Origin of the sequence: Aurantiacibacter rhizosphaerae (assembly GCF_009807005.1) — a bacterium.
Taxonomy (GTDB): Bacteria; Pseudomonadota; Alphaproteobacteria; order Sphingomonadales; family Sphingomonadaceae; genus Alteraurantiacibacter; species Alteraurantiacibacter rhizosphaerae.
In genome coordinates this window covers 129,959-156,957 of the sequence record NZ_WUBR01000003.1, presented here as the reverse complement: position 1 = coordinate 156,957, position 26,999 = coordinate 129,959, and the positions used below count along the sequence as shown (strand labels likewise).

Annotated in this window: 25 protein-coding genes; 18 read left to right on the top strand and 7 right to left on the bottom strand. The window is 61.8% G+C overall.

Annotated elements, in window-relative coordinates; translation table 11 throughout:
- The first annotated feature begins 11 nt into the window (after positions 1–11).
- Positions 12–3,119 (top strand): bifunctional proline dehydrogenase/L-glutamate gamma-semialdehyde dehydrogenase PutA, encoded by a 3,108-nt coding sequence (putA, locus tag GRF63_RS13085; RefSeq protein ID WP_160486501.1) that lies wholly within the window; start codon positions 12–14, stop codon positions 3,117–3,119.
- Positions 3,120–3,159: 40 nt separating this feature from the next.
- On the opposite strand, the gene GRF63_RS16435 is transcribed toward putA, so the two are convergent.
- Positions 3,160–4,125 carry a hypothetical protein gene (locus tag GRF63_RS16435; protein WP_202131748.1) on the bottom strand — a complete coding sequence of 322 codons (966 nt, stop codon included), beginning with the start codon at positions 4,123–4,125 and terminating at the stop codon, positions 3,160–3,162.
- Positions 4,126–4,376: 251 nt separating this feature from the next.
- On the opposite strand from GRF63_RS16435, the gene GRF63_RS13075 reads away from it, so the two are divergent.
- From GRF63_RS13075 to GRF63_RS13040, 9 genes are all read left to right on the top strand, one after another.
- Positions 4,377–7,277: a TonB-dependent receptor gene (locus GRF63_RS13075; protein WP_160486500.1), complete on the top strand. Its 2,901-nt coding sequence runs from the start codon at positions 4,377–4,379 to the stop codon at positions 7,275–7,277.
- Entirely contained in the window at positions 7,277–8,296 is a 1,020-nt protein-coding gene (locus GRF63_RS13070; RefSeq protein ID WP_160486499.1) for a phytase, read from the top strand. The genes GRF63_RS13075 and GRF63_RS13070 overlap by 1 nt, the downstream gene beginning before the upstream one ends.
- Positions 8,297–8,534: 238 nt before the next feature.
- Positions 8,535–8,663: a hypothetical protein gene (locus GRF63_RS16700; protein ID WP_272914672.1), complete on the top strand. Its 129-nt coding sequence runs from the start codon at positions 8,535–8,537 to the stop codon at positions 8,661–8,663.
- Between the two features lie 26 nt (positions 8,664–8,689).
- Entirely contained in the window at positions 8,690–9,241 is a 552-nt protein-coding gene (locus tag GRF63_RS13065; RefSeq protein WP_160486498.1) for a DUF2975 domain-containing protein, read from the top strand.
- Positions 9,241–9,447, top strand: a complete 207-nt coding sequence (locus GRF63_RS13060) for a helix-turn-helix domain-containing protein (protein WP_160486497.1) — start codon at positions 9,241–9,243, stop codon at positions 9,445–9,447. The genes GRF63_RS13065 and GRF63_RS13060 overlap by 1 nt, the downstream gene beginning before the upstream one ends.
- 78 nt (positions 9,448–9,525) lie before the next feature.
- The gene (locus tag GRF63_RS13055; RefSeq protein WP_160486496.1) at positions 9,526–9,768 is read left to right on the top strand and encodes a hypothetical protein; all 243 of its coding nucleotides are present in this window, start codon (positions 9,526–9,528) and stop codon (positions 9,766–9,768) included.
- A gap of 378 nt (positions 9,769–10,146) precedes the next feature.
- A complete protein-coding gene (gene rplJ, locus GRF63_RS13050; protein WP_160486495.1) occupies positions 10,147–10,662 on the top strand; it encodes a 50S ribosomal protein L10 in 516 nt (171 codons plus the stop codon).
- Between the two features lie 75 nt (positions 10,663–10,737).
- Positions 10,738–11,112: a 50S ribosomal protein L7/L12 gene (rplL, locus tag GRF63_RS13045; protein WP_160486494.1), complete on the top strand. Its 375-nt coding sequence runs from the start codon at positions 10,738–10,740 to the stop codon at positions 11,110–11,112.
- 146 nt (positions 11,113–11,258) lie between these two features.
- Positions 11,259–11,525 (top strand): DUF1294 domain-containing protein, encoded by a 267-nt coding sequence (locus GRF63_RS13040; RefSeq protein WP_160486493.1) that lies wholly within the window; start codon positions 11,259–11,261, stop codon positions 11,523–11,525.
- A 28-nt stretch (positions 11,526–11,553) separates the two neighbouring features.
- Here the strand turns inward: GRF63_RS13040 and GRF63_RS13035 are convergent, their stop codons facing one another.
- Both GRF63_RS13035 and GRF63_RS16580 read right to left on the bottom strand, forming a co-directional pair.
- Positions 11,554–12,099: an acyloxyacyl hydrolase gene (locus GRF63_RS13035; RefSeq protein ID WP_160486492.1), complete on the bottom strand. Its 546-nt coding sequence runs from the start codon at positions 12,097–12,099 to the stop codon at positions 11,554–11,556.
- Positions 12,100–12,168: 69 nt separating this feature from the next.
- On the bottom strand, positions 12,169–12,762 hold the full coding sequence (locus GRF63_RS16580; protein ID WP_160486491.1) for a c-type cytochrome: 594 nt from the start codon (positions 12,760–12,762) through the stop codon (positions 12,169–12,171).
- 178 nt (positions 12,763–12,940) lie between these two features.
- Here GRF63_RS16580 and GRF63_RS13025 point away from each other — a divergent pair, with 178 nt between their 5' ends.
- The 5 genes from GRF63_RS13025 (at position 12,941) to GRF63_RS13005 (ending at position 19,924) form a co-directional block, all read left to right on the top strand.
- Positions 12,941–14,335, top strand: coding sequence for an MATE family efflux transporter (locus GRF63_RS13025; protein WP_160486490.1), 1,395 nt, complete (start codon positions 12,941–12,943; stop codon positions 14,333–14,335).
- Positions 14,336–14,513: 178 nt separating this feature from the next.
- Positions 14,514–14,801: a co-chaperone GroES gene (gene groES / locus GRF63_RS13020; protein ID WP_160486489.1), complete on the top strand. Its 288-nt coding sequence runs from the start codon at positions 14,514–14,516 to the stop codon at positions 14,799–14,801.
- Positions 14,802–14,863: 62 nt separating this feature from the next.
- Positions 14,864–16,516, top strand: a complete 1,653-nt coding sequence (gene groL / locus GRF63_RS13015; protein ID WP_160486488.1) for a chaperonin GroEL — start codon at positions 14,864–14,866, stop codon at positions 16,514–16,516.
- A gap of 123 nt (positions 16,517–16,639) precedes the next feature.
- Positions 16,640–18,490 (top strand): DUF885 domain-containing protein, encoded by a 1,851-nt coding sequence (locus tag GRF63_RS13010; RefSeq protein WP_160486487.1) that lies wholly within the window; start codon positions 16,640–16,642, stop codon positions 18,488–18,490.
- A 132-nt stretch (positions 18,491–18,622) separates the two neighbouring features.
- Positions 18,623–19,924, top strand: coding sequence for an APC family permease (locus tag GRF63_RS13005; RefSeq protein ID WP_160486486.1), 1,302 nt, complete (start codon positions 18,623–18,625; stop codon positions 19,922–19,924).
- Between the two features lie 65 nt (positions 19,925–19,989).
- On the opposite strand, the gene GRF63_RS13000 is transcribed toward GRF63_RS13005, so the two are convergent.
- From GRF63_RS13000 to GRF63_RS12990, 3 genes are all read right to left on the bottom strand, one after another.
- On the bottom strand, positions 19,990–21,048 hold the full coding sequence (locus tag GRF63_RS13000; RefSeq protein ID WP_160486485.1) for a transporter: 1,059 nt from the start codon (positions 21,046–21,048) through the stop codon (positions 19,990–19,992).
- A 32-nt stretch (positions 21,049–21,080) separates the two neighbouring features.
- Complete coding sequence (locus tag GRF63_RS12995) at positions 21,081–21,488, bottom strand: hypothetical protein (protein ID WP_160486484.1); 408 nt, start codon at positions 21,486–21,488, stop codon at positions 21,081–21,083.
- Positions 21,489–21,554: 66 nt separating this feature from the next.
- A complete protein-coding gene (locus tag GRF63_RS12990; RefSeq protein ID WP_160486483.1) occupies positions 21,555–23,825 on the bottom strand; it encodes a DUF305 domain-containing protein in 2,271 nt (756 codons plus the stop codon).
- A gap of 133 nt (positions 23,826–23,958) precedes the next feature.
- On the opposite strand from GRF63_RS12990, the gene GRF63_RS12985 reads away from it, so the two are divergent.
- From GRF63_RS12985 to GRF63_RS12975, 3 genes are all read left to right on the top strand, one after another.
- Positions 23,959–24,750: a class I SAM-dependent methyltransferase gene (locus tag GRF63_RS12985; RefSeq protein ID WP_160486482.1), complete on the top strand. Its 792-nt coding sequence runs from the start codon at positions 23,959–23,961 to the stop codon at positions 24,748–24,750.
- An 82-nt stretch (positions 24,751–24,832) separates the two neighbouring features.
- Positions 24,833–25,240 carry a baeRF12 domain-containing protein gene (locus tag GRF63_RS12980; protein WP_160486481.1) on the top strand — a complete coding sequence of 136 codons (408 nt, stop codon included), beginning with the start codon at positions 24,833–24,835 and terminating at the stop codon, positions 25,238–25,240.
- 115 nt (positions 25,241–25,355) lie between these two features.
- Positions 25,356–26,444, top strand: coding sequence for a serine hydrolase (locus GRF63_RS12975; RefSeq protein WP_237392489.1), 1,089 nt, complete (start codon positions 25,356–25,358; stop codon positions 26,442–26,444).
- A gap of 98 nt (positions 26,445–26,542) precedes the next feature.
- Here GRF63_RS12975 and GRF63_RS12970 read toward each other — a convergent pair whose 3' ends face one another.
- Positions 26,543–26,800, bottom strand: a complete 258-nt coding sequence (locus GRF63_RS12970; RefSeq protein WP_160486480.1) for a hypothetical protein — start codon at positions 26,798–26,800, stop codon at positions 26,543–26,545.
- Between the last annotated feature and the right edge of the window lie 199 nt (positions 26,801–26,999).

Genomic DNA, 26,999 nt, shown 5'->3' with positions numbered 1-26,999 from the left:
GTGAGCCCCCAATGGCATTAGACAGAACCGCGCTCAGAAACGCTTATCGCCTTGATGAAGACACCTGCCTGGCTGAACGGATGGAGCAAGCTTCCGCCGTCAACCAGCTGCATGAAAAATCGGCAGATCTTGCGGCAAAACTGATATTGGAGGCCCGCAAGCGAGAGAGCAGCGGCCTTGACGCATTCCTGCATTCATACGGCCTGAACACCGATGAAGGCATCGCCCTGATGTGCCTGGCAGAAGCGCTGCTGCGCGTGCCGGACGAGGCGACGCGAGACGCGCTGATCCGCGACAAGGTGGCATCGCAGGACTGGGCCGAACATATCGGCGAAAGCGGCAGCGTGTTCGTGAACGCGGCCACCTTCTCCCTGATGCTGACAGGCGAGGTTATCAAGGGCGGCAAGACCAAGGAAAAGGGCCTTGCCAGCGCACTGCGCCGCGCCACGGGGCGCGTTGGTGAACCGGTTATCCGTAACGCCACCGGGCAGGCCATGCGCATCATCGGCGGGCAATTCGTCTATGCCCGCACGATCGAGGAAGCGATGGGCCGCGCCAAGCCGGAGAAGAAGCGCGGCCTGACCCACAGTTTCGACATGCTGGGCGAAGCGGCGATGACTTTCGACGATGCCGATCGCTACGCCCGCGCCTATTGGGACGCGATTGAGCGGCTGGCGCAGGAACCGGGCGACGTTCACAGCGGCCCCGGCATCTCGGTAAAACTGTCCGCGCTTTACCCCAAGTATGATTTCTTCCATGCCGAAGCTGCGCGAAAGACCATCGTGCCCATCGTGCGCGAACTGGCGATGAAGGCGCGCGAGGCGAATATCCATTTCACCGTCGACGCCGAAGAGGCGGAGCGGCTTGAGCTGAGCCTCGACATCATCGAAGAACTGATGGCCGATGACGAGCTGTTCGACGATGGCACCGAAGAGGGCTGGCAGGGCTTTGGCCTCGCCATCCAGGCCTATCAGAAGCGCGGCGTGCCGCTGTGCCGCTGGATCGCCAAGCTGGCCCGCCGGCATGAGCGCAAGCTGTTCGTGCGGTTGGTGAAAGGCGCCTATTGGGATGCCGAGATCAAGCTTAGCCAGATTGGCGGATACAAGGATTTCCCGGTCTTCACCCGCAAGGTGGGCACCGATGTTTCCTTCCTCGCCTGCGCGGCAGAGCTGCTAAAGGCGGAGGATTCGATCTACCCCGCCTTTGCCACGCACAACGCCTATACCATCGGCGCCATCAAGGCGATGGCGGGCGATACCCCGTTCGAATTCCAGCGCCTGCACGGCATGGGGGAGGATATTTACGGCGCCCTCAGCAAGCTGGAAGGCCAGAAGAAAACGCCTGTGCGCATCTATGCGCCGGTGGGCGGGCACAAGGAACTTCTGGCCTATCTGGTGCGCCGCCTGCTGGAAAACGGGGCCAACAGCTCCTTCGTCAACCGCATGGCCGATGCCGATGTGCCCGTGGGGGAGCTGGTGACCAATCCGGTCAGCGATCTTGCCGCCTGCGTACCCTATCGCAACCCCACCATCCCCTTGCCTATCGACATCTATCCCAACCGCCGCAATTCCATGGGCGTTGACCTTGCGCACCCGCCCGAAATGGCGGAATTGCGAGAGAAGCTGGCCTATTGGCGGCAGGATCATCCCGTTGCGCGGCCCACGCTGATGGCGGATCTGGAGGGCGAGAAGATCGAAGTCCACGCCCCGCAATCGGGCAAGGTGGTGGGCCACCAGATCATGGCGACAGAGCGCGATCTCGATCTTGCCATGTCACGCGCCGTTGCCGCGCAGCCGATGTGGGATGCGCTGGGCGGCCAAGAACGCGCCGCGCTGCTGATCAAGGCATCGGACCTGCTTGAAGAAAACATGCCCCGCTTCATGGATTTGTGCCGCCGCGAGGCGGGCAAGACCATGATGGACGGCGTGCTGGAAGTGCGCGAAGCGGTGGACTTCCTGCGCTATTACGCGTGCGAGGCCCGCATGCTGTTCGGCGCGCCGCAGCCGCTGCCCGGCCCAACGGGCGAACAGAACCTGCTGCGCCTGCACGGGCGCGGCGTGTTCGCCACGATCAGCCCGTGGAACTTCCCGCTGGCGATCTTCATGGGCCCTGCCGCCGCAGCGCTGGCCGCGGGCAACACCGTACTGGCCAAGCCTGCCGAACAAACGCCGCTGATCGCCGCGCTGGCGATTGACCTGTGTCACGAGGCGGGCATCCCCAAGGATGTGCTGCAACTGGTACCGGGAGACGGCAAGGTGGGCGCCGCGCTCACCTCCGACCCGCGCATTACCGGCGTGGCCTTCACCGGCTCCACCAATACGGCGCATGCCATCAACCGCTCGCTCGCCGCGCGCGACGGTGCCATCGGCACGCTGATCGCAGAAACCGGCGGCATGAACGCCATGATCGTGGATTCCAGCGCCCTGCCCGAACAGGTGACGCGCGATGTGGTTGCCTCCGCCTTCCAGAGCGCGGGCCAGCGTTGCTCTGCCCTGCGCGTGCTTTATCTGCAGGAAGACGTGGCGGACGAAATGCTGGAAATGATCAAGGGCGCGTTCAAGGCGCTGGTGATCGGCGATCCGGCAAACCTGGAAACCGACGTCGGCCCAGTGATCGATGCCGAGGCGCGCGAGAAATTGCAGGATCACGTGGCCGAGATGATCGAGGACGGTTTCCCCGTCTGGCGCCGATCCATGCCCACAGAATGCGAGCACGGCAATTTCTTCTCTCCCACCATCGTGGAGATCGGATCGATCCTCGATCTGGATGAAGAACAGTTCGGACCCATCCTGCACATCTGCCGCTTCCCCGCGGGCAGCATGGGCAAGGTGCTGGATGACATCAACGCGACGGGTTACGGCCTGACGCTGGGCTTGCACAGCCGCATCGACGAGACACGCCATTTCGTGGAAGCACGCGCCAAGGTCGGCAATTTCTACGTCAATCGCAACCAGATCGGCGCCGTGGTCGGCAGCCAGCCGTTCGGCGGCGAAGGCCTGTCGGGCACTGGCCCCAAGGCCGGCGGCCCGCATTACGTAACGCGATTTGCCACGGAACGTGTGACCACGATCGACACCACGGCAGCGGGCGGCAACGCCTCGCTACTGGCTGCCGGCTGAGCCAGCGCCTGGCATCGGCCGGGCGCTGGCATTGCAGCGTTTAGTTGTCGGCAGCGCCGCCAACTACGTAGGAGCGATCCGGCACGCCATCGTTATTGAGATCTTCCGTGATCACCATGGCAAAGCCAGCTTCGTCGCCCTGTGGCCCGTAGAGACCACCTGTCAGTTCTGCGACGTAAGAGGCGTTGGCATCGCTCCTCCCCAGGAAGCCGATCGCATCGGATCCGACATCGGCTGAGCCGGCAACCCGGAATGGGCCGCGCGTATACTCCGTGCCGCTTTGCTCGCGCAGGGTCAGCGTCACCTCAACAGTAAAATCGCCGGTTGCCGTGTCGCCGCTGATCGTGCCCGATCCGCCGGCAATGCTGGCTGTCAGCGTCGGTGCGGCTCCGCCTCCCGGCCATTCCGCATATGATCCGCCCAGTACAAGATTGCTGAAGGTGAGAGTTCCCGCTGAAGGCAGATCATCCGGGACAGTCGGCACTCCGAAAGTGCACAGGGCGTTCTGTCCGCCAAGAAAATAGGCCGCCGCGCGCGTATAACCGGCTCTTTGTCCATCAATCTCCAGCTGGATGAATTGGAATGAATTTGGCGGGCTGGTGGTGGTGTTCCGATAGATGTTCACAGTGCCCGACAGCTCTACGAACTCGGCAGGGCCGAAGCTGTCCGAAGCGCTGCCGTCGATTGTCGCGACCGTCCAGGTCTCGCTCCCCTCGACATAGCTGATCTGCCTGAACTGCCCCAGGCTGCTGACAAGCATGGCCTGGAACGCGCCACCATTGGCCGGGGCAAATTCGACACAACCCGTGGCGAACTGCTGGTCACCGCTCAGTTCATCGAACTTATCGTAAGAAAACGTGGGCGTTGGTGTCGGAGTGGGAGTTGGGCTTGGGGAAGGCGTTGGCGTGGCTGTTGCCGTCGGTGTGGGCGAACTGGAACCGCCACCGCAGGATGTAAGCAATGCAGCAGCGACCAGCGCCGCGAATGACGTCTCGACTTTCCCCATGAGGTTCTTCTCCCTATCCTTTGTTCAGGATTACCGTCGCGATTCCGCTTTTCAAGATGTAATTGCAGGCAGGCAAAGCACCCCCGATCCACGCTGCGCCACATGGCAGACAGTGCGGCCTTCACCGTGGCTATCATGCAACGTCATGCAATTGTCATCGCGGCGTAACCCAGAGGTCACCGCCAAGACCAAAGCCTGTCATACGTCGCCCCTAGCGGGACCTTCAATTCTTGGATTTGGAGGTCCTTTTTATGAAACCTGTTCGCCTGCTCGGCTCTGCCAGCATTACCGCCCTCGCACTTGTCGCCTCGCCCGCATTGGCCGGAGACGTCACCGGCGTCGTCATCGATGAAACCGATACCGTTGCCCTGCAATCGGCTGTGGTTCGCATCCCCGAGCTGGGGCGCTCTGTAACCACCGAACGCGACGGCTCCTTCCGCATCGCGGACCTGCCCGAAGGCACATACACGATCGAGGCGCGCTATATCGGCGTACCCACCGAAACGCAGACCCTGATCGTGCCTGCGCAGGGAACGGTCGCCGCCAACTTCATGCTAGGCGGCGAGAATGCATCGAACATCCTTGTCTACGGTCAGCGCGCCAACCAGGCGAACGCCCTGTCCCGCAAATACGGCAGCGACACCATCGTGGACGTGCTGACGCGCGATGCCATCGGCCAGTTCCCCGATCAGAACGTGGCGGAAAGCCTGCGCCGCCTGCCGGGCATCAACGTGCTGAACGACCAGGGTGAAGGCCGCTTCGTGGCGGTGCGCGGGCTTGATCCCAGCCTCAACGCAACCTCGATCAACGGCGTTCGCCTGCCTTCTCCCGAAGGCGACATTCGCGCCGTGGCGCTGGACGTGGTGGCCAGCGACATCATCGAGAGCATCGAGGTGAAAAAGTCTCTGACGCCCGACATGGATGGTGACACCATCGGCGCCAGCATCGAGATCAACACCGTTTCCGCCTTCGACCGGCGCGGCAATTTCGTCACCATCTCTGCCGAGGGCAGCTACAATGAGTACGCCGAGGAAGTGAACCCCAAGGCGAGCGTCAACTTCGCCTATCGCCTGGCCGACAACCTCGGCGTCTCGGGCGGCCTGAGCTATTACAACCGCTTCTTCGAAACCGACAATATCGAGGCTGACGACTGGGAAGAGGACAATGGCCTCATCTATGCCGAGGAGGTCCAGTATCGCGACTACGACGTGGAGCGTGAGCGGATCAGCGCCTCGCTCGGCTTCGATGTTCGCGCATCCGACACCACGGACCTTTACGTCCGCGGGCTCTACAGCCGATTTGACGATCAGGAATATCGCCGCCGCACCACCTTCGACCTTGGCGATGCCTTCGTCACCGGCAGCGGGCTGACCGCCAGCTTTGCCGATGCCGATCCGTCCGATCCGGGCGAGGAATATGCCATCACGGTGGAGCGTGATGTGAAGGACCGGTTCGAGCGGCAGGAAATCTACTCGTTCAGCTTGGGCGGCGAGACCGTGACCGGGCCCTGGACCATCGAATACATGGGCAGCTGGGCACAATCGAGTGAGAAGGAAGACAACAGCGTCGATCCCACGCAGTTTGAGCGCGAGTTCGAAGGCGAAGGCCTTGTCGCAACCGTCGATTATTCCAACCCGCGCATCCCGCTCTATTCCATCAGCGGCGTGGGCGACTTCTCGGATGCCTCCACCTACGGGCTGAAGGACATCGAGCTGACGCAGCTTTCCGATGCCGAGGACACCGAATACTCCGCCCGCTTCGACGTGGCGCGCGAGTTTGCATCGGACAGCGGCGTGTTCTCCCTGCAAACCGGTTTCAAGGGCCGGTGGCGCGAGAAAAGGTATGACGGCGAAATTCGCTTCTACGAGCTGGACGGGCTGACGCTGGCCGATGTGGTGGGGGAGCAGACCTATCGCATCACCGATATCGGCCCCGTCGCCAGCTACACCGGCGCATCCGATTTCTTCTTCGACAATTTTGCCAGTTTCGAGCTGCAGGAGGCCGACAGCCTGTTCGACAGCGCGGCGCAGGATTACACCATTGAGGAAGACATCTACGCCGGCTACCTGCTGGGCCGCTGGGAAAATGACAGCCTGACCGTGATCGGCGGCGTGCGTTACGAGCACACGCAGACCGACATCATCGGCAATTTCACCCTGCTGGTGGAAGAGGACGGCACCCTGCCCGATGGCACCACCGCCACCGATGACACGGTGATTGTTACCCCGCAGACAACGCCTTCCAATTACGGCTTCTGGCTCCCCAGCCTGAACGTGCGTTTCGAGCCTGTGGACGATCTGGTTTTCCGCGCAGCAGGCTATCGCAGCCTGGTGCGGCCGGGCTTTTCCCAGCTCGCCCCGCGCTTCATCACCGAACGCAATGATGATGACGAGGTGGAGGGCGAATTCGGCAACCCCAATCTCCAGCCCTACAAGGCATGGAACCTGGATGCAGGCGTGGAATATTACTTTGGCGGCAATGGCGCGCTGAGCGCCGGGGTCTTCTACAAGGATATCTCCGATTACATCGTGACAGTCGCCTATGAAGCGGAAGACCTGAACGGCGATGACGCGATCACTGCCGATGAACTGCTGGCCTTCAACGGCATCCCCTTCAACGAGGCGGAAATCCCGGTGAACGGTGACAGTGCGGAAGTCTGGGGCGTGGAGCTTGGCTTCGCCATGCAGTGGGACATGCTGCCCGCACCGTTCGACGGCTTCATCACGCAGGCCAACTACACCTACACCGATGCCAGCGCCACAATCTCTGACAATGCGATTGACCTGTTCGGGCAGGGTTTTGCAGGCGGCACGCGGGAAATTCCGCTGCCCGCCAGCAGCAAGCACACGCTGAACGGCGTGCTGGGTTATGAGAAGGGTCCGGTAAGCCTGCGTTTGGCGGGAACGTACCGCGACGATTATCTGGATGAACTGGGCGGCGATCCGGCGGAGTACCGCTTTGTCGACAGCCACTTCCAGCTGGACGCCAGCGCACGCTTCACCGTGACCGAGGGCGTCCAGCTCTACGTCGAAGCGGTCAATCTCACCGATGCCGAATATTTCGCCTACAACACCGTGGGTGGGCGGCAGAACAACTATCAGTACGAAGTCTATGGCCGCACCTTCAAGGGCGGCGTCAAGGTGACATTCTGATGCGCTGCAAGACACTTACCATCGGCATCTCCGCGCTTTTGGCCGGCTGTGCCACCACGCCCACCGGACTGCCGCCCGTCTCTGTCGTCGCCATTGGCGAGACGGAGCCGGTGGGCACCGCCAACGAGGATGCGGCAGACGATCCGGCCATCTGGCACAATGCGGATGACCCGTCACAAAGCCTGATCGTAGCCACAGACAAAAAGGTCGGCCTCTATGTCTATGGGCTGGACGGGCAGGTGCGCAGCTTCAGCGACGCTGGCGCGGTGAACAATGTGGATCTGGTGACGCTGGCGGATGGCACGGTATTCGTGGCCGCCAGTGATCGGATCGACCTTGCCAATTCTCACATCTCCACCTTCACCCTCGATACTGCCAGCGGTGAACTCTCACCCCTGGGCCGCATCGCCAGCGGGCCGGGCGAAGGGTATGGCTTCTGCCTTGGCCAGCACGGCGGGCTGAAGGCGCTTGCCGTCATCAAGGACGGTCGCCTGCGCGAGTATGAGATTGCGGTGGTCACTCCCGGCCAGACTCCGCGTGCGACCCTGGTGCGGGAAATGTCCGTCCCCACCCAGCCGGAAGGCTGCGTCTACGACGATCGCGATGGCACGCTTTACGTGGGCGAGGAAGTGGCCGGCATCTGGCGGTTCCGCGATGGGCAGACCCAGGGCGAACTGGTCGCGCCGATCGACAAGCAGTACCTTGTTGCCGATGTGGAAGGACTGGCGATTGCGCCGCAGGGTGCCAGCGGGGGCTATCTGATCGCGTCCAGCCAAGGCGACAATGCCTATGCCGTCTATTCGCTTCCCGACATGGCGCCGCTTGGCCGCTTCGGCATCGCGGCGGGCACATTCGGCGCTACCGAGGAGACGGACGGTATTGCGCTGAGCACGCAAGGCTTCGGCCCCGAATATCCGCAGGGCCTGTTCGTGGCGCAGGACGGCATCAACCCGCCCGCGGCGCAGAACTTCAAGCTGGCAAGCTGGGCCGATATCCTGGGTGCGCTCAACCTGGATTAAGGCCGAGTCGCAGCCAGCATTTGGGAAAGTCCCGAAATTCGAGTGCGTCGCAGCGAATGTTGCGGCGCACTTTTTTCATGCATGGGCATCTGCGCAAGACACTGATTTACAATGTCTTCCCACATATTTTCAAGCGATAAACGATAAAAGCCACATCGTTTTTCGATATTATTGTTTGACAATAAACCTCGCCACAGACATATCGATTATCAACAAACCCAATCAAGGAGATCGATAAATGTCCACCTTCCTCAACAACAGCCTCGCCGCCGTGGCCGCCGTACTGATCGCGCTCACCTCGCTGTCTGCCATCGTCACCGTTCCCGACCATAGCGATGCGGTTACCGCTGCGCCGCTGCTGGCCTGATCGCATTGAATGACAGGAGAGTTCCCATGAACCACGACACCCGCCCGAACGATCTGCTGCTATTGGCCGGAAAGGTCCTGTGCGTAATCATGCAGGCCATCATGGCGATTGGCGCCGTTGCGCTGATCGTTGCGGCAGCCGCGCTCTTGATCTGGCAAGGTACGATCATTGCCGAATACGCCGCCGAAATCGGCGATCCCGATGCCGTGTTCCCGGTCTATACATTGCTGGGCGTAATGCTGATCGGGCTGGCGATTGTCGCGATGCTGTTCCTGTTCTTCGGAATTCTGCGCAAGATCATCCGCACTGTGGGTGATCGAGACCCCTTCGCCCCTGCCAACGCGGATCGCCTTTCGCGCATGGGATGGCTGATGCTCGGCGTGCAACTGGCCATGATCCCTGCCGTCGCTCTGGGTGTCCACCTTGCGCAATTTGCGGATGAGCTGGAAGACGTGAACGTGACGGTCGACGGGGGAACGGATGTTACCGGCATCCTGCTCGTCATCATCCTGTTCATCCTCGCCCGCGTGTTCCGCCACGGGGCCGCGATGCGCGAAGACCTGGAAGGGACGGTGTAATGCCGATCAGTGTGAAACTTGACGATCTGCTGCACGAACGGCGCATGACACTCACCGAACTGGCAGACCGCGTGGGCCTGACGCTGGCCAACCTTTCGATCCTGAAAACCGGCAAGGCCAAGGCCATTCGATTCTCCACGCTGGAGGCGATCTGCCGCGAACTCGATTGCCAGCCGGGTGACCTGCTGGGCTATGAAGACGAGTAAAACATTTGGAATTGTGGCAAGACTGTGGCAAAGATGCCGCGGCCCCGGTTTCGCGGGCGCAAATTACAGGACTTTAAAATGAAGAAAATCATGCTTGTCGCCGCTCCTTTGATCTTCGGTCTGGCCGCTTGTGACAGCCCGGCAGAAGAAGCAGCAGAAGATGCTGGTGACGTTGCCGAAGCTGAAGCTGAAGTGATGGACGCCCAGGCCGGTGTTGCCGAAGCAGAAGCTGACCTGGCTGACGAGATGGGCGACGAAGCTGCAGAAGCAGCGGCTGAAGCCGAAGCTGAGCAGCTGGAACAGACTGCCGACGAAATCTAATTCGCTTTCGGCATCTGCCGAATAGAGATACGGCCGCGCGCTCCACCGGAACGCGCGGCCGCTTTGCATCCAGCCTTGACCATCCAGCCTTGACTCTGCGGGCACAAAAGCTATTGGCCCGCCCTGACGGCTTACAGGTCGTCATCCGTCCGAGACAGTTGGTGACCGGGATTTGCCGGTCTTAATTTCCAGCCTAGGCGGGGAAAAGAGTTTTCGCAGGCCGATTTTTCGTCCTGCCTTCAGCGTGATGTTCACGCACCTCCTTCCCCATCAACGGACTTTGTCTCGTCGCATGAGCGGCGAGATGATTTTGAGCCGGTTGCGGCCAGTCTGCCAGCGTTTGGCAGGCCATCCGCAGCCATAGTGAAGGAGTACGGCATGGATCGTTCGCAGAAAACCGAAGCGGTCGCCCAGCTCAGCGAAGTGTTCAACGAAGTTGGCGTGGTGGTTGTCACCCGCAACCTCGGCCTGACGGTGGATCAGTCCACCGACTTGCGGAACAAGATGCGTGAAGCCGGTGCGTCCTACAAGGTTGCGAAGAACCGTCTCGCCAAGCTCGCCCTGAAAGACACCGATTATGTCGGGATCGATGAATACCTCACCGGTCCCACAGCACTGGCCTGGTCTGTAGACCCGGTTGCAGCCGCCAAGGTTGCTGTCGATTTCGCGAAAACGAACGACAAGCTGGAAATCGTCGGTGGATCGATGGGCGCGCAGGTGCTCGACGAAGCAGGTATCCGGTCTTTGGCCTCGATGCCCAGCCTCGACGAACTGCGCGGCACGATTGTTGGCCTCGTCAACGCACCGGCGACGAAAATCGCCCGCGTTGTCAACGAGCCGGCAGCCAAGCTTGCTCGTGTCTTCGGTGCCTATGGCGCCAAGGATGCCGCATAAGAGACGCATTCTCGCATTCGAGACGAAACATTCAGGGGCAATTTTACCGCCCCGCCCAATTTGGAGTGAAACATCATGGCTGATATTGCCAAGCTTGTAGAAGAACTGTCGTCGCTTACCGTTATGGAAGCCGCTGAACTCGCCAAGGCCCTGGAAGAAGAGTGGGGCGTTAGCGCCGCTGCTGCCGTGGCTGTTGCCGGTCCTGCCGGTGGTGGCGATGCCCCCGCAGCCGAAGAGAAGGACGAATTCGACGTCATCCTGACCGGCGACGGTGGCAAGAAGATCCAGGTCATCAAGGAAGTCCGTGGCATCACGGGTCTCGGCCTGACCGAAGCCAAGGCTCTCGTCGAAGGCGCGCCCAAGGCCGTCAAGGAAGGCGTGAACAAGGCTGAAGCCGAAGAAATCAAGGGCAAGATCGAAGCTGCCGGCGGCACCGTCGAGCTGAAGTAAGCCTTTATGCAAATTTCGTGGGTGTCTTGAAGCGCCTGCGGATAGGAGGGCGGTGCCGCAAGGTGCCGCCCTTTTTGCATCTGCCAACGGTGGCCCGGATGGCGCCGGTAACCGCTTGATAACATCGCGCCACCTAGAGGCTGCCAATGCTGCAATATGCCCTCTGCGCCCTGCTGATGATCAACATCTGGACGGTGTACAGGTTCTGGGATGACAAGGCGCGCGCGGTGAATGGCAGGCGCCGGATCCCCGAAGCGGACCTGCTGGGGCTGGCCGTGATGGGCGGATCGCCCGGCGCATTTCTGGCTAGGCACCTGTTTCGCCACAAGACCCGCAAGGAGCCATTCTCAACCTATCTGCAGGTGATCTTCACGCTGCAAATCGGGGCTCTGGTTGGCTATTTCCTGCTGTAGGCTACTGGCAACACGGCAAGCTGCCGGTTTACAGCTTCCAGTTCGCCCTCACCCCGATCATGTCGATACCGGGGTTCTGGTTACTGTCGAAGATCTGGCCCTGGCTGATGTGCATCCAGTGCGCCTCCACCGATGCCCGCTCGCTGACCCGATAGCCCACGCCGATTTCGGGTTCGAACAGCACCCTGCTGCCAAGATCCGTGCGAATGCCGGTGGCAGGATTTACCCGCAGTTCCGGCCCGTCATGCACCACCAGGCCAATGCCGGGCCGCACGTAGAAGGGCCCCTTGCCGATCGTCCATGAGAGGCCCGCCCCGGCAAAGGACGTATCGCCCGACGTGTTGAGAGAGCCCACGATGTAGGGTTCGGGAGAGCCGATGAAATCCAGCGCCTCTATCCCGCCAAAGCGCACGCCCGCGGCAATATCGATAGAGCCGCTTTCCGTGGTTTCCAGAGTGAAAGGCGTGTCCACGGCATGCGCATAGACGCCGCCGAACACTTCCTGCGCGCTGGCAGAAGCGGGAATTGCGCACAGCGAAATGGCTGCCGCAGCGATGGCAAATGGTTTGAACATGCAAACCCTTTGCCAGGTCCCGGCTTTCCGCAAGCTGACCGAAAATTCGGCCCGCTTGCGGCTGTAGGATCAAAGCGTCTTGAGGTAGTTCACGATAGCCTGCGTCTGTGCAGCATCCAGGCCGGGGTTCGGCATGGTGCCACCGGGCACAACGGCACCGGGATCACGCAAGTAACGGCGCAGGTTCGCCTCGTTCCAGGTGAGGTTCGCGGATTTCATTGCCGGGCTGTAATTCGCGCCGGACACGGTGCCCGCCTTGCGGCCGACAACGCCCGCCAGCGACGGGCCGATCATGTTCTTGCCGGGTTCAACCGCATGGCACACGCCGCAGGTGGTGAATGCAGCAGGCGGTTCCATGCTGGCAACCTGCGTGGGCGTAGCGCGCGGCGTGGGTGTGGGTTTGGGCGTTGCAGAAGCGCTGGCGACAGGCTCCGGCGCTGAATCTTCCGCATCATCCGCATCTGCATCCTCGGCTGCGTCCGCCTGTTCCTCGGTCATTTCGGCTGCTTCCGTGTCGCCAGTTACAGCCGCTTCATCAGCAGGCTCGGCTGTCACGACTTCATCGATGGGCGATATTTCGGGTGCATCGTCATCCGCGCCGCCGCAGGCTGAAAGCATCATGGCCAGGGCAGTGGTGGTGGCAAGGGCAAGCTGATTACGCATAAGGTCCTTCCGCTGAAACTTTGACAATATCCTTTAGGCGCGCAGTGCCATGATCGGCAAGTGCTGTTACCACAGCGCCGCACAGCTTCGCTTTTGGGGGAGAGTGGCGGCGAAAAGCTTTCGCCGCGTGGCAGCCACGCCTATCCGCGCTGCTGTCATCTCTGGATGGCAAAAGCCGATGAGACCCGTTGCACATCCTTCAACGCCCGGCTGGAAAGCCGAAGGTATAGAGACCTTCCGCCTCGCGGGGCCGCTGGCGCTTGCCAATATTCTGCAGATGGCGATCTATTCGATCGACGTGATCTTCATCGCGCGACTGGGGGCAGACGAACTCGCCGCATCCTCTCTCGCGGTGTCGGTCTTCGGGCTGCTGATCTTGTCACTCAGCGGGCTGACGGGCGCCGTTGCCCCCATCATGGCGGCAGAGCTGGGCGCACGTGGCCCGGCGCTGCGGCCTGTTCGCCGCGCGGTGCGCATGGCGCTGTGGCTGTCTGTTGGAACAGGGCTGGTGGCGATGGCGATGTGTGCCTTTGCCGAACAGCTAATGCTGGCAGCAGGGCAGCAACCGCGCATCGCCGCGCTGGCGGGCGAATATTCAAACCTGCTGCTGTTTTCCGTCATCCCGATGATCGCGGCTGGCGTGCTGCGCAATTTCGTATCCACCCTGGGTCGGCCGATATTTGCCACGGCAATCACTGCGCTGGGCATCGTGGTGAATGGCTTGTGCAATTATGCCTTCGTTTTCGGAAACTGGGGCGCGCCCGCACTTGGTCTGCAGGGCGCGGCGATTGCCACGATCATCACCACCGTGGCGATGCTGCTGGCTTATGTGATTGCCATCAGGCGCGATGCGCGGCTCCATCGCTATCACGTGTTTGGCTTCTTCTGGCGGCCGGACTGGGCGCGGTTGGCAGAAATCGTGCGCATCGGCACGCCCATCGGGCTTACCATCGTGGCAGAGGCAGGCATCTTCGCCACTGCGCCGTTCCTGCTGGGCCTGCTGGGGGCAGATCAGCTTGCCGCCCATGCCATCGCCCTGCAAATCGTGGCCACCATGTTCCAGGTGCCGTTCGGCGTCAGCCAGGCTGCCACCATCCGCGTCGGCTATTTCTTTGGCGCGCAGGACAAGGAAGGCATTCGCCGGGCGGGTGCGGTTTCCATCGTGATGGGTGGAGGCTTCATGACGATGACGGCGCTGCTGCTGCTGTTTGCGCCCTCTTACATGCTGGCGATCTATATCGATCCGTGGAACCCGGAGAACCCGCGCGTGGTGGAATACGCGCTGTCCTTCCTCGCCGTGGGAGCGTTTTTCCAGCTGTTCGACGGGCTGCAGGTGGTGGCTGCGGGTGCCCTGCGCGGGCTGAAGGATACGCGCATGCCGATGTGGATCGCGATCTTTTCCTACTGGGTGCCGGGCATGGGCGTGGCGGTGCTGCTGGGCTTCTACACTCCGCTGGAAGGGTTTGGCGTGTGGCTGGGTCTTGCCACAGGCCTTGTAGTTGCCGCAGCGCTCCTCACATGGCGCTGGCACCGGCGAGAGGAATTGGGGCTGACGCAGGCAGGCGTGGTGTAAGCCCTGGCCCCGGGTGTGGCCTGACGCACGCGGCTCTCGCCTCGCCGAACAGGCGCAAACTTTTCTCCGCCCTGGCCATTGACTCCACATGTACGGCGCACCAAATGCGCCTCGCTGGCACTCTCGGTCGGAGAGTGCCAAAACTGTAACAACACTCATTATGGAAGAGGTCATACATATGGCATTCCGTCCGCTGCACGACCGCGTACTGGTCCGCCGCCTCGAGGCCGAAGAAAAGACGGCCGGTGGCATCATCATCCCCGATAGCGCCAAGGAAAAGCCGAGCGAAGGCGAAATCGTCTCCGTTGGCGAAGGTACTCGCGACGATTCCGGCAACCGCGTCACTCTCGACGTCAAGGCCGGCGACCGCGTACTGTTCGGCAAATGGTCCGGCACCGAGGTAAAGATCGACGGTGAAGACCTGATCATCATGAAGGAAAGCGACATCATGGGTGTGCTGGGCTGATCTGCCCGCGCACGACCTGATTACGCTTACCTCACACAAACAAATCTCCAGGAGAAACAATTATGGCTGCCAAGGACGTACAGTTCGGCCGCGATGCGCGTGAGCGCATCCTGAAGGGCGTAGACACGCTCGCCAATGCCGTGAAAGTCACGCTCGGTCCCAAGGGCCGCAACGTGGTGATCGACAAGAGCTTCGGTGCCCCGCGCATCACCAAGGACGGCGTAACCGTCGCCAAGGACATCGAGCTCAAGGACAAGTTCGAGAACATGGGCGCGCAGATGCTGCGCGAAGTCGCCAGCAAGGCGAATGATTCTGCCGGTGACGGCACCACCACCGCCACCGTGCTGGCCCAGGCCATCGTTCGCGAAGGCATGAAGTCGGTTTCCGCCGGCATGAACCCGATGGATCTGAAGCGCGGCATCGATCTTGCCGTGACCAAGGTCGTTGCAGACCTGCAGAACCGTTCGCAGGATGTGAAGGGTTCCGAAGAGATTGCCCAGGTCGGCATCATCTCTGCCAATGGCGACCGCGTGGTTGGCGAGAAGATCGCCGAAGCCATGGAAAAGGTCGGCAAGGAAGGCGTGATCACCGTCGACGAGAGCAAGGGCCTCGAATTCGAGCTCGAGACCGTCGAAGGCATGCAGTTCGATCGCGGCTACCTCTCGCCCTACTTCGTCACCAATCCTGAGAAGATGACGGTAGAGCTGGAAAACCCCTACATCCTGATCCACGAAAAGAAGCTTTCCAACCTGCAGGCCATGCTGCCTGTGCTGGAAGCCGTGGTGCAGGCCGGGCGTCCACTGCTGATCATCGCTGAAGACATCGAAGGCGAAGCGCTGGCCACCCTCGTGGTGAACAAGCTGCGCGGCGGCCTGAAGGTTGCAGCCGTGAAGGCACCGGGCTTCGGCGATCGCCGCAAGGCCATGCTGCAGGATATCGCTATCCTGACCAATGGCGAGATGATCTCCGAAGATCTGGGCATCAAGCTGGAAAACGTCGGCCTCTCCATGCTGGGCGAAGCCAAGACCGTAACCATCGACAAGGACAACACCACCATCGTCGACGGTTCGGGCGACGGCGAAGCCATCAAGGCCCGCGTCGAACAGATCCGCTCGCAGATCGACAACACCTCGTCCGATTACGACAAGGAAAAGCTGCAGGAACGCCTGGCAAAGCTTGCTGGCGGTGTTGCCGTGATCAAGGTTGGCGGTGCTACCGAAGTGGAAGTGAAGGAGCGCAAGGATCGCGTCGACGATGCTCTGCACGCTACCCGCGCTGCCGTTGAAGAAGGCATCGTTCCCGGCGGCGGTACGGCCCTGCTGTACGCCACCAAGGCCCTTTCCGGCCTGAGCGGCGTAAACGACGACCAGACCCGCGGCATCGACATCGTTCGCCGTGCACTGCAGGCCCCGATCCGTCAGATCGCCGAAAACGCTGGCCACGATGGCGCAGTTGTCGCCGGCAAGCTGATCGACGGCAATGACGACACCATGGGCTTCAACGCCTCCACCGACGTTTACGAAAACCTCGTGAGCGCCGGCGTGATCGACCCGACCAAGGTTGTTCGCACGGCCCTGCAGGACGCGGCATCCGTTGCCGGCCTGCTGATCACCACCGAAGCGGCCATCGCCGAAATCCCCGAGGACAAGTCCTCCGGCGGCGGCATGCCCGATATGGGCGGCATGGGCGGCATGGGCGGCGGCATGGGCTTCTAAGCCCGCGCTACCGAACTACCGACACGAGAAACAGGGTCGGGAGGAGCAATCCTTCCGGCCCTTTTCTTTTGCCCGCACTCCACTAGGCTGCGCATCACCAATCTTCAGGAGAAGTTCCAGACCATGAAACGCCTCGCCGCGCTCTTGCTTGCCTCCGCCGCGCTCACCGGTTGCGCCACCGCCAACATCGACAGCGCGCCTGCAAACGTCGCCACCACACAATGCGCACAGACGCAGACGGAGTGCATCAACGCGTGGTTTGCGGACAAGTGGGAGAAAGAACTCGCCTTCAGTCCGATGCGCCAGACCGGCCTTGGCCTCAAGACCAACTATGGCGAGATCGATGATCTCAGCGCCGAAGCAGAGCGCGCACGGTACGACTGGTGGCAGAACGCCGCGGCCGAATTGCAGGCCAGCTTCGATTACGACGCGCTGGATGAGGACGCGCAGCTTTCCTACGACATGTTCCTGTGGCGCGCAGAACAGGCCGCAGCGCAGGGCGAATTCATGGACCAGGCCTATATCCTGCACCAGATGGGCGGCACGCATGCCTATCTGCCCAGCTTCCTGCTTGGTCAGCACAAGGTGGAGAGCGATGCGGACATGGTCGCTTTCATCTCTCGCATCAGCGGCATCGGCACAGCGATGGATCAGTTGCTGGTGCGCGCGCAGGCGAATGCCGCAAAGGGCGTACGCCCGCCGCGCTTCTCCTACGACGCTGTCATCCGCGAATCGCAGGGCCTGATTTCCGGCGCGCCATTCGACAATGGCGATCCGTCGGACCTGATGGCCGGAGCGGAAGAGCGGATCGCCGCCCTCGTGGCAGCGGGCACCATCACGGAAGCCCGCGCCGATGAACTGCGTGCAGCCACCCGTACCGCGCTGGTCGAGAACATGGCGCCTGCCTATCAGCGCGTGATCGACTGGTTCACCGCAGACCTGCCCAATACAGATGCCGTCGCCAAGGGCGTGACCACCCTGCCCAATGGGGAGGCTTTCTACGCCCACAGTCTTGAGCAGATGACCACCACCGACATGACCGCGGACGAGATCCACGAGCTCGGCCTTGCCGAAGTCGCAAGGATCCGCGCCGAGATGGAACAGGTGATCGAGGAAGTCGGCTTCGACGGGACGCTGGAGGAGTTCTTTGTCTTCACCCGCGAAGACCCGCAGTTCTTCTTCTCTAACGACGAGGCAGGCGCGCAGGATTATATCGACCGCGCCACCATGCATATCGAGGCGCTTAACGCGCGGCTGCCCGAATTCTTCGGCACCCTGCCGCGCGCACCGCTGGAGGTGCGCCGGGTGGAGCCGTTCCGCGAACAGCCGGGCGCCGCGCAGCACTATTATCCCGGCACGCCCGACGGATCGCGTCCCGGCATCTATTACGCGCATCTCTCTGACATGACGGCAATGCCGATCCCGCCGCTGGAGGCGATTGCCTATCACGAAGGCAATCCCGGCCACCACATGCAGATCAGCATCGCGCAGGAATTGCAGGGCGTTCCGCAATTCCGCGCGCAGGGCGAGTTCATTTCGGCCTTTGGCGAGGGCTGGGCGCTCTATGCAGAATCGCTGGCGGACGAGATGGGCGGTTATGAAGATCCCTATTCCCGTTTCGGCATGTTGCAGAGCGAGATGTGGCGGGCCATCCGCCTGGTGGTCGACACCGGCATTCATGCCAAGGGGTGGACCGAGGATGAGGCGGTGCAATACGCCCTTGAAAACTCTCCCAACCCGGAAACTGTCGCCCGCAGCGAGGTGCAGCGCTATTTCGTGCTGCCGGGGCAGGCGACCAGCTACAAGATCGGCCAGATCCGCATCCAGCAGCTGCGCGCCCGCGCTGAAGAGGAGCTGGGCGACGATTTTGACATTCGCGGCTTCCACGATGTGGTGCTGGGTGGCGGTCTGATGCCTCTCAACATCCTGGAATCGCGCGTGGATGCCTGGATTGCCAGTGTAAAGGCAGGCTAGGCGCCCCACCCGTCCTGAAAATCGAGAGGCCCGGCGGGAGCGATTCTGCCGGGCCTTTTTCGTGATAACGCACGGCGATAGCGTTTGACTTGTCTCCCGGCTTGCCCAAGCCTTGCTGCCGGGGGAAATACTATGACCGCAGATCGCAAGCCGCCGCGTGTTATCGGGCTGCCAGGTGCCGTGCTGCTCAACCTCAATGGCGTGGTGGGCGCAGGCATATTCGCCCTGCCCGCGCTGCTTTATGCGGGGGCAGGCAGCTATGCCCCGCTGGCAATATTCGCGTTCGCAGCCTTGGTGGCCGCTGACCTTTCCATCGTCGCCAAGATCAGCACGAAGTTCAACCAGTCGGGCGGTCCGCAGCTGTATATCGAGCAAGCCTTCGGGCGGTTTGCAGGCTTTCTGGCGGGCTGGTGCATCCTTGGCGCGAACCTTGCGGCGCGGGCAGCCAATTTCCACGTCATGGTGTCATATCTGGCGGCGATTTTTCCGATATTCGATCAACCGGTTATACGCATGGCCACGATATTGGCGTTGATCGTCCTGTTCACCCTGCTCGCCATTTCCGGCACCCGCCGATCCATCGGCGCGCTGTGGGTGGGCACGGCGCTGAAAATCGGGCCTATCCTGCTGCTCTGCGTAGTGGGACTGGCGGTGAACGGCCTGCCCGGAGAATTCGCGCCTCCGCAATTCAGCGAGATAGAGGCAACCGCCCTGCTGCTGGCCTATGCCTTTTCCGGCGGAGCGGTTTCCTCGATTTCCGCCGGGGAAACGCGCAATGCCCAGCGCACCGTTCTGTGGTCCATGTATATCAACATTGCCATCATCGCGGCGCTTTATACGCTGGTGCAACTGGCTTTCGTCGCCATCGCACCCGATGCCGCGAATGTTGACCGGCCGCTGGCTTCGGCGGCAGATACGGTGTTCGGCCCATGGGGCGGCGTGATGATTGCGCTGGCGGCGATCTTCTCCATCGGCTCCGGCCAGCTCACCTATTTCGTGGCGATGCCGCGGCTGATTTACGCGATGGGGCGGCGTGGGCTGCTGCCGGCAAAGTGCGCCAGCCTCTCCCGCTTTGAAACGCCGTGGTTTGCCATTTCCGTTTACGGCCTTGTTGCCGCGGCGCTGGCGATCAGCGGTACGTTCCAGACGCTGGCCAATATGCTGGTGGCGGCAGAATCGCTGGTGAGTCTGGGGGTCTTTGCCACCTTCATAGCCATGTGGCGGCGCAGTACCGGCGGCATTGCCAAGGAACTCGGGTTCGGCTGGGGCGTGATCACCGTGATCGCCGGGGCATTCACACTGTGGATGATGGCGCAGCTTCCCCTGAACGCCGCCCTCCCCACGCTGGGCATGCTGCTGGTGGGCGGCGCGGTATTCCTGATCGCCCATCGCAACGGACGGGACATCGAAGCCGTAGAGGTACGGCCTGCCTGATCGCTGCAAAAGGATAAGCCCGGCGAGATCGCTCCCGCCGGGCCTACCCCATGATGACGGTGCCGTCAGAACGCCTTTTGCACGCCCAGCGTCATGGACCAGTCATTCGGCATCTGCGGTCCGTTCAGATCCTGCACCAGCGGCAGGCCTGCCTCCACACCGATGCGCCATCCGGCCAGCCCCCCGTGGGTGAACACGGTGTTCGCGCCGATGAAGCCCGTCACGCTTTCTCCGCCCGAAAAATCGGGATTGGCGGTTTGCACCGGCCCCATGATGGCAGGGTCGATCCCGTCGATCCGGCCCGTGGTTTTTGCTTCCACGCGGGCAGACAGGGCCAGCGCCTGATCCAGCGAATAGGCCAGCCACGCCGTGGCCGCCGCCGAATCGCCCAGCGCATAGCCTGCATCATTCCGGCCCATGCGCACCACGCCCTTCACCTGCGCGCCCCAGCCTAGCTGTTCGGACTGGCCACGCCAGGTGATGCCCGGTTCCAGATCCCAGGTGCCGGATCCCAGTTGCATCGGGTAAGGCAGGCGCACGGGCATGGTCATGCCCATCGGCATCAGCGCCTCTCCCGTCTCCTCGATCGATCCGGTGGGGATGGAGATACCCACGTTGAGGTGCACATTGTCCGTCAGGCCCACCAGTGCCGCCAGCTTCGTATCGCCAAAGCCATCGGGCGCGGTGCGAAATTCGCCCAGCACGTTGGTGCCCATGCCGCCCTGGTAGGTGATGTGGTCCATTTCCTTGGCGGCGTAATTGGCCATCGCCATCAGCGTGATATCGTCCGAAACGCCGTACATCAGGCCCAGCATGTGCATATCCATGCGCATGGTGTCGGGCACGATCCGCAGGCTAAGGGGCTGCATCGGCATTCCGGCAAAGCGGTTCGGAACGGTGGTCACGACAGTGTCGGGATCGACATCGTCGGTGCCGATCTGCACCCCGCCCATCTCCATGTGCATCAGCCGATAGCTTACCATCCATTCACCCTGCGCATGGCGGTGATCGCCCATCACGCCGATGGGTGCATGGTCGAGTGCGTTTACATCATGCGCGTGGACGGTGCCCGGCGCGCAGGCGAGCATAGTGGCGACGCAAAGCGCCGCACGAAAACGTGTCATTGAAATTCTCCATTGTCTGAATGCTGTTGCGATCAGACGTGGAGAGGTGGTCCGGTTGCCTCATAAAGGCGCAGCAGGTCACGCTGCGGCAGGTCATCCAGCGTGAAGACAAGCGGCACCGGCGGGGCAAGTGCAGCCGTCAGGACGGGGGGATTGCCACTGGCCAGTATCGGTCCGCAGGCAGAGCAGCATGGCCCGGCGGTGTTGTCGCCATCATCGTGGCCATCATCGTGGCCATCATCGTGGCCATCATGGCCGACATCGGTATCACCGCCATGGTCGGCTATGTCGTGCTGCATGCCTGCCATCGCATGGTGCACCGGCTCGGCTTCGACCTGCTCGATATCCGAAGACCAGCAGCACGGCGCACCCACCGCCAGCCGCACGGCCAATGAGGCGAGCAGCATGACTTGCAGGAAGATCGGCAATTGGCGGGGCATGATCGGCCCCGCCTCTAGTCCGCGTGTTTCAGAGAGGCAATTGCCATATCGCTGCAATTTCAATGATCATCCGCCGACGCGGCTATCCTCGACTGCGTTCAGCGTTTCCTGGCTGAAGGTGACCGGATATTGCGTTTGCGGGTTGAACACATCGCCCTGATAGCTGGCGGCCTCTGCCGCGGCGATTTCCGCTGCGGACAGGTGCTCGCTCGGCTCCAGCGCGAAGACATCGATCCCGCGCGCGATCTCGGTGGCGTAGATGCGGCCATTGTACCAATAGGCAGACCAGTATCCGGCGGTCACCAGCTGATCGGCATCCACCGGACCACGGTCGAAATAGGCGATCTCGAACGGGTTGGCAGGATCGGTAAAGTCGATCACCGACACGCCGCCCTGATACCACGCCTGCACGAAGATATTGCGCCCCGGCACAGGAATGATGGAGCCGTTGTGCGCCACGCAGTTCTCGGTATCGCCCTGCGGTGCGGGCAGTTTGAAGGTGCCGCGATATTCCAGCTGGCCATCCTCGATGGCGTAGAAGGCGTTGGCGCCCCATTCGCGCGGATCGGTGGCCTGGCATCGCGGGCGACCGCCGCCGCCCCATTCATCGGTAAACAGAACGATGTCGCCGGTATTGTTGAACGTGGCGGAGTGCCAATAGGCGAAGCCGGGGTCCACCACCTCGTCCTTGCGAACAGGGTTCAGCGGGTCCGAAATATCGAAGATGATGCCATTGCCCGAACATGCGCCCGCCGCCAGGTTCAGACTGGGGAACACGGTGATGTCATGGCACTGGTCCGTCCGGCGGGTATCCTGCGTGTTGTCACCATGATCGCCGCCCTGCCAGAGGCCAGCCAGCCGCCCGGTTTCCGGATCGGCGAAGACGGCGGGGCTTGATACGATGCGCGCCAGCGATGGATCGGCGAGCGGAATTTCCACCACGTCGATACGGAACAGCGCAGTGCGATCATCGCCCGGCACATCGCCGATGCAGATTTCCAGCTCGTCCGTCTCGCGAACCGAGCCGGTGCCGGAATTGTAGACGATCAGGCTGTCATCGGTTTGCGTCACGATGGAGTGGGTGTGACTGCCCCGGCAGGTCTGCACCTGGCCCACCTGAACGGGGCGCGTAATGTCGGAGATGTCGAAGATGCGCAGGCCGCGGAAACGGTCCTCGCTCACGCGGTCGGTCACGCCTTCAAGCCCGCAATCGGTGCGGCCGCGCGTTTCCTCCACGCTCATGATCAGCAGATCGCCCGCAATGGAGACGTCCCCCTGCCCTCCGGGACACACGACCGAACTGACCAGACGCGGCACGCCGTCCTCACCCAGGCGATAGGCGTTGAAGCCGTGATAATTGCCCGCCACCATCAGGTCGCCCGCAAAGGCAAGATCGGTGTTGGAGAAGCTGAGCATACCGCCGCGCTGGGCATAGCGGCGTTCCTCTTCCTCCACTTCGGGATCGCGTATTGCGGCACTGGGCATTTCGGCATGATCAGCGTGATTGGCATGGCCCGCATGCTCGTCCGCCTGCGCGTCCTCGGCTTTATCGTCGGCAGGTATTTCCGGGCGCAGGCCAGCCGGGTTTTCAGGATCGAAGAAACCCGCAGGCTTGCGCAGGAAGGCCACGTGGCGAAGGTTGCTGATGGCCTCCTCCGCATCGAAAATGCCGGCACGCAAGGTGGCGCGCGGATCGTCGGAAAGGCTGGCGAGAAATGCGTTCATTCGCTCGATCTCGGCGTTCTGGTCGTTCACCACTTCGCTGGTGAATTCATACATCACCGGATCGGCGGCGGTGCCGCGCTGTTTGTGCAATTCCTCCACCATCGTCACCGCGCCCTGGTGATGGCGCACCATCAGTTCCAGGAACAGGCGATCGAAATTGGTGCCGCGCGCGGCGGCCAGCGCCTCCATCTGCTCTGGCGTTGCCATGCCCTCCATGCCGGAATGCGCGGCGTGGCCCATGCCCGCCATTTCAACGGGCTCGCTGCGATCGGACAGCCAGCCGCGCATGAATGCAATCTCGTCTTCCTGCGAGGCGTCGATCCGGCCCGCTACCGCCATGATTTCTTCTGTATTGGTGCGGTCTCCCACCAGCGCCGCCATGTCCACGGCCTGCTGGTGGTGCACAATCATGCCTTGCATGAAGGCAACGTCCGCCGGTGAGTAGGCATTGCGCGCCAATCGCGTCGCCTCGTCCTCGCTCAGGGTGCGCGGTGTCTGGCCCACCGCACCGGGCTGCACGATGGTAACGTCCTGCGCCGATGCAGTGGCCGCGCTGGCGAAGAGGATGGCCGCGAGCGAAGCGCCCGAAAACAGGCGGAGACGATAAATCATGGAGGTGCGATCCCGGTTTTGATTTCCTGTGTTACCTCATTGGTGGCAGAAATTGCTGCCCGGTCAAGCCGCTTGCACGGCCCCGCCTCTTGGGCGTAGCCTCCTACGCCAGAGGATCGAGGGGAGAACTGAAATGCGCAATGCCATCATCGCAGGCGCCCTGCTGCTGGCCCTGCCAGCATGCGGAGCAGAGCCGCAGGAAGCCGAAACCGAAACCGCCGCATACTCGCCGCGCCAATATATGCAGGCCGTCAACGATATCGCCCGCATGGATGATCGCCAGTATGACGAGACCCGCAAGCCGGGGGAATTGCTGGCCTTCGCCCAGATCGACAAGGGCGAGAAGGTGGGCGACTATATCATGGGCGGCGGTTATCTCACCCGGCTGCTGGCCACGGCAGTGGGCGCCAATGGCAAGGTCTATGCCTTCCAGCCCGAAGAATTCATCGCCTTCAGGCCGGAATATGCCGAGGAGCAGGACGCCGCCGTCGCGCCCTATTCCGATGATCAGGGCAATCCGGTGGGCGTTATCCCCCTGCGCGGTCCGATTGCAGCGCCGGGATGGCCAGAACCGCTGGACACCATCATCACCGTGATGAATTTCCATGATCTTTTCATCTCGCAAATGCCCGATGGCACCGCGAATACGGCCGTTCAGATGCTGTATGATGCGCTGAAACCCGGCGGCACGCTGGTGGTGGTGGATCACCTGGCGGCAGAGGACGGCGGGCTGGACGCAGCGGATGAACTGCACCGGATGGACCGCCAGCTTGCGCTCGATGCGCTGACCGGCGTGGGCTTCGTGCTGGAGGAGGAAGCAGACCTCTATTCCCGCCCCGACGATCCGCGCGATGCCAATGTGTTCGACGATTCCATTCGCGGGAACTCCGATCAATTCGCATGGCGCTTGCGAAAGCCCGAATAAGGCCGAAACAGCGGCTTTTTCCGGCACCATTCCACTGCCTGCCCGTTGGTGATGAAACACTTCAATTGCAGGAGAGCAAAGAATGAAAATCCCGCACAAGGCCCATGTCGCACTCGTAGATGGAGAGCGTTTCCTGTTCCTGCGGAACGACGGCCAGATTTTCGATCCCAAGCTTTCAAAGGTGGAAGAACCCGATCTGGAAGCCACCAATTTCAGCGCCGGTGTGAAGCACCAGGATCAGGGCGGGCAAATTTCCGGCAGCACCGATCTTAACGAACTGGCTCATGCAGCGGCAGCCGCCGAATGGCTGAATGCAAAGGCGCTGGCCAATGCGTTCGATGAACTGGTGGTCGTCGCCGATCCCAAAACATTGGGGGAGATGCGCCGACACTATCACAAGGAGCTGGAAAAACGGCTGGTTGGTGAAGTTGACAAGGCGCTGACCCACGAACCGCTTGAGAAGATCGGGGAGGTTCTCGCCAACGCGTAAGCCGCGCTGGTTCCTCCAAATCGGCCCTTTTTACTCGACACACCGTCAATTCCGCGCGATTCGTCGCGCGGAATTGCTTTTTCCTATGCGATTAAGCAATTGCTAAGCACGTTTCATGCAACTTCGCTTCATGGAAAAATCGGTGATCGCACGAATTATTGCACTACTCGCCCTGATGCTCGCCCCGCTGGCGGCGGCAACACCGGCGAGTGCCCAACAGCTTGAATCCGCATTCGACAGTGCCTTTGGTACGGAATTGCGCGAACCACCCGAAATCATCGCCCGGCCCAGCACCCCGCTGGAACGGCGCATTGCGCAGATTGCCGATGGCAGCGATGGCCGGATCGGTGTCGCCGCGATTGACCTTGTCAGCGGCGAAGAGGTTTCCGTTCTGGGGGACCAGCGCTTCCCCATGGCATCCACCAGCAAGATCGCCATTGCCGCCACATTCCTGGAAGGCGTGGACAAGGGCCGCTGGAGCCTGACCAGCGAATTTCCGCTGATGCTGGCAGTTCGATCCCCGCGTTTTTCCACCCGTGTAGCGCCGGTGCGTGCCGGGCAGCACATGCCCGCGCACCAGCTGATCGATCTGATGATCACCCGCAGCTCCAATTCTGCAACCGATGCCTTGCTGGCTGCAGTGGGTGGCCCCTCTGCCGTGAATGACTGGGCACGGCGCGCAGGCCTGAAGGATTTCAGCCTAGACCGGGATATTGCCACGCTTGTTCGCGATGATGGCGAGTTTGATCCCACCTACCATATCGACGGGCGTGACAGCGCAACCCCGCAGGCGATGGTTCGCCTGCTGGCAGGCATCTATCAGGGTGAGTGGCTAAGCCCGCAGAGCCGCGAGGTCATCCTTGATGCCATGGAACGCTGCCGCACCGGTCGCCGCCGTATTCCGGCGATGATCCCGGCGGGTGCAACCGTTGCCCACAAGACCGGCACGCTTAACCGCATGGCTGGCGATATCGGCATTGTCGAAATGCCCGACGGCCGCGCGATTGCGCTAGCCATCTTTGTGACCGGGCAGAGCGCGTCTCAGGCTGATGAGAACCGCAACAAGGCAGAAGCCCGCCGCCGCCGCGATGCCCGCATCGCTTCGATCGCGCGCGCCTTGTACGATGGCTTTGCAGAGCAGGCCGAGGCGCGCCGCTTTGCCAATGCGCGATATTCAACCGGCGGGGCAGCAAACGCCCGCTAGACAGTCGGCGCTTCACCAACCCTCCGGTCAGGCAAAGAAAAAGGGCGCTGCCATTGCTGGCAGCGCCCTTCTTTGTTCAGGCTCGAAAGCTTGGACGATTAGTCGTTAGCTTCAGCTTCGACTTCGGCGCCAGCTTCCTGCATTTCCTGGCCAGCTTCGGCCATGCCTTCGTCCAGGGTAGCTTCAGCTTCAGCAGTAGCTTCTTCAGCGTTCTGCTCCATGGCTTCCATGTTGGCTTCGGTGTCGGCAGCTGCGGATTCAGCAGTTGCGTCTGCAGCGTCCTGGGTGCCTTCCGAGCAAGCGGCCAGGGTGAGGGCGCCAGCAGCTGCGGCAGCGACGAGAACGATCTTACGCATAGGTTTAAATCCTTGAATTACTTTGTTTGTAGGTCCGGCTATTGCCTTTCCCGAAGCCAACCTCTCCGTCGGCTCTGATGCCTAAATAAGGCCACAATTGCCCATGCGCAAGCAGAATGTGGCACAAATGCGGCGAACCGAGGGCAGGAATAAGGCAGAATCATCCGTATAATCATTCGTGCTTACAGGCGCGCGATGC